Origin of the sequence: Ruminococcus bromii (assembly GCF_002834225.1) — a bacterium.
GTDB classification, from domain to species: Bacteria; Bacillota; Clostridia; order Oscillospirales; family Acutalibacteraceae; genus Ruminococcoides; species Ruminococcoides bromii.
In genome coordinates this window covers 1-2,960 of record NZ_NNSR01000020.1, presented here as the reverse complement: position 1 = coordinate 2,960, position 2,960 = coordinate 1, and the positions used below count along the sequence as shown (strand labels likewise).

Annotated in this window: 3 protein-coding genes; all 3 read left to right on the top strand. The window is 32.7% G+C overall.

Annotation, left to right across the window (positions count from 1 at the left end; genetic code table 11):
- Positions 1-1,396: RHS repeat-associated core domain-containing protein (locus RBATCC27255_RS01105; protein ID WP_242958529.1), on the top strand; the 1,396-nt coding region annotated here is incomplete at its 5' end.
- Positions 1,397-1,463: 67 nt separating this feature from the next.
- Positions 1,464-2,072 carry a hypothetical protein gene (locus RBATCC27255_RS01100; RefSeq protein WP_101028355.1) on the top strand — a complete coding sequence of 203 codons (609 nt, stop codon included), beginning with the start codon at positions 1,464-1,466 and terminating at the stop codon, positions 2,070-2,072.
- 362 nt (positions 2,073-2,434) lie between these two features.
- Positions 2,435-2,770, top strand: a complete 336-nt coding sequence (locus tag RBATCC27255_RS01095; RefSeq protein WP_242958527.1) for a CPCC family cysteine-rich protein — start codon at positions 2,435-2,437, stop codon at positions 2,768-2,770.
- Positions 2,771-2,960 lie beyond the last annotated feature (190 nt).

Genomic DNA, 2,960 nt, shown 5'->3' with positions numbered 1-2,960 from the left:
TTATGACAGTCTTAACGAGCTTAAAGAAGAATATGATTATGTAAATAAGTTCTACATTAACTATTCTTATGACGGAGCAGGAAACCTGCAAAATAAATATGAACAGGTTCTTGATCCAAACTACGGTTATCCTACAGGAACACAGCATGGTAATACATATGAGTACACCGATACAAGCTGGAAAGACAAACTGACAAAAATCAATGGTGACAATATTACCTACGATGCAAACGGCAATCCGCTTTCATACCGTGACGGAATGAGTTTTGAATGGGAGAACGGAAGAATTCTCAAGAAAATCAACACTTCCGATAGTTCTATTCAAATGAGTTATGACTCAAACGGTATGAGAACACAGAAAACCGTTGACGGAGTTAAGACCAACTATTACTACGACAGCAACAAAAACCTTATTGCCCTTGTAAAGGGTAATGATACTCTGTTGTTCTACTACGACAGTGACGGAAGTGCAACATCATTCTCATATAACGGTACAATGTACTTTTATGTGAAGAACTTGCAGGGTGATGTAATCAGAATTATTGACCTCGCAGGTACAGAAGTTGCAAGCTATGTTTATGACTCTTGGGGTAACATAAAAGATACCAAAGGTGACACGACAGTCCGTGAACTGAACCCAATTCGTTACCGTGGCTATGTTTATGATACCGAAACTTCACTCTATTATCTCCAAAGCCGCTACTATGATCCATTCACAGGCAGATTTTTGAATGCGGATATATATTGCGATACTGGTACAGACACTACATTAAGCACTAATATGTTTGCTTATTGTGAAAATAATCCGATTATTCATGTGGATAAAACAGGAAAATTTGGAACTCCTTTACAATGGGCAATGGCAGCAATAGGCGGTATTGCAGGATGGTTTTTAGGTGATTATGTTGCTAAAAAATTAGGATATAAAAGTGGATGGAAATACTGGGCTATAAGAGCGGGAGTTACCATTGGTGGAGCAGTTATTGGTTGGTTTGCTGGAACTGCTATGCTAAAAATAATTACAAAATTTTTATTGTCACACCCATCAGTTATGCGACGAATGCCTAGAATAGTTTTATGGTTTTTAGGTATGGGTGGTTCGTCTGGTCAAATAGCAAATCAACTTTTTGCTAAATATGCGAGACACATTTTTTCTAAAAAACACATTAAGGGTGGAATAATGAAATTAGGAACTTCACAAAGGTCCATTTTTAATAAAGTGTTTAGAATTATGAGTTCTAAAATTGTCAAAGCACAAAATGGCTCAAATGAAATACACACCATCATACGTGGAATAAAGGTAACTATTAGATTTTATTTTAAAGATGGTAAAGTGTTAAGTTTGGATGCCTTCGTGGGATGGGCAAAAAGTGTTGTTGGAAAATTATTAAAGTGATTTATATTTGTTATAAGTTTGCTTTAAGTATCTATTTTTTGTATAGTAAATGTAAGGGAGAATGTTGATGTTTCAAAAATTTGATTTGATAAAGCCATATGATAACGATGAAGGTTATTTTGATTATCAGGATAAATTGTTACAAAATATTAGTAATAATGCTGAGAATGCATTGAGATTAGCTATATTGCAAACTCTTGCTCCCGTAGAAAATTATGAGTCAGCAATATGTTTGTTACAATATGAACAGGATATTTTTGATGATAAAAGAATTAGTTTAATTGGTTTTTACCTTTCGATAGTTTGGAATGGTGAACCAAAAAAATTTATAAATAAAATGCTGTCCTATTCTCAAAAAGCAAGTAATGAATATAAATCTATGGTTGATTATTTGTTAGCATTACAATCGCTCTACAAAGAACAAGAAGATGAGATGATAGCTTTTTTAAAAAAATCTATTGCCTTATATGAATTTCATGTTAATAATTTTTTATTACTATCTAAATATAGTAATAAAAAAGATTCTAAACTTTATATAAAAAAGGCGCGTGAGAATATTATAAATATGACTGATAATGAAACAATAGAGTATTTTACTGATCCGAATAATTTTATCGGAGAATTTATAAGTGGATGTTTAATGCCTATTGAAACTTTTGAAGAATTGATTAGTTAGTTTAAAAAAACGGAAAACGGTGTCATGTCTAACTGTTTTCCGTTTTTTACTATATTATGGGGTTTGAAATTCAATGTCAATACCTCCAAAATCAGCAAGAAAGTTTGTCAATAAGTCCCGAAAATAGTGGCGAAAGAGTAGATTGTGTTGCATTTGTATTTATGCATGGTTATAATGAAAGTGGAATGCCAGTGTAACAATTCAAGCATAATGATTTCGGTAGAACTACACAGGTCAGAACTGTCCGCAGTGATGGTACTCTTGTATTTAATACAGACTATGAGTACGCAAACGGCAAGGCTGAAAATTCAACTACTAACCTTGTCAGCAAGTACAGTCAGTCATACGGCAGTGATAGCGTTTTGTCATACGATTATTCTTATGATGCATTAGACCAAGAGAGGGTATTAGATATTGGAGATCTCAAGTTAAAAAATATAAATAGTGTGGTGCTTTTTTTGAAAAGAAAATGTCCTTGTTGTGGTTGTAAAACACTAAATACAGAGAACAATTCTTTGTATGAAATATGTCCTGTTTGTTTTTGGGAATATGATCCAATACAGAATGATAATCCGAATTATTCAGGTGGAGCTAATTCTATTAGTCTGTTTGATGCGATACACAACTATCAAAAATACGGTGCGATTTCTAAAGAATATATTTCTTTTGTTAGGAAACCATACAAATTTGAAAAGTAAATTGTAGAATTAGTTGAGATAATAATAGGCATAAGACAAAAAAGTTCTTGTATTTTATTTTAAGTTTTGTAAAAACAAAGTCATCAAAACAAGAGGCATACCGTGCGGTATGCCTCTTTCTCGTGCCTGAATTAGTTTTAACATTTTAAAGATGAGAGATTTATGTTTATTTTTGAAATTTCGCCTTTGT

Bases quoted from the DNA above. Each gene is read 5' to 3' on its own strand.
- RBATCC27255_RS01100 (WP_101028355.1), top strand. From the start codon at position 1,464: ATGTTTCAAAAATTTGATTTGATAAAGCCATATGATAACGATGAAGGT.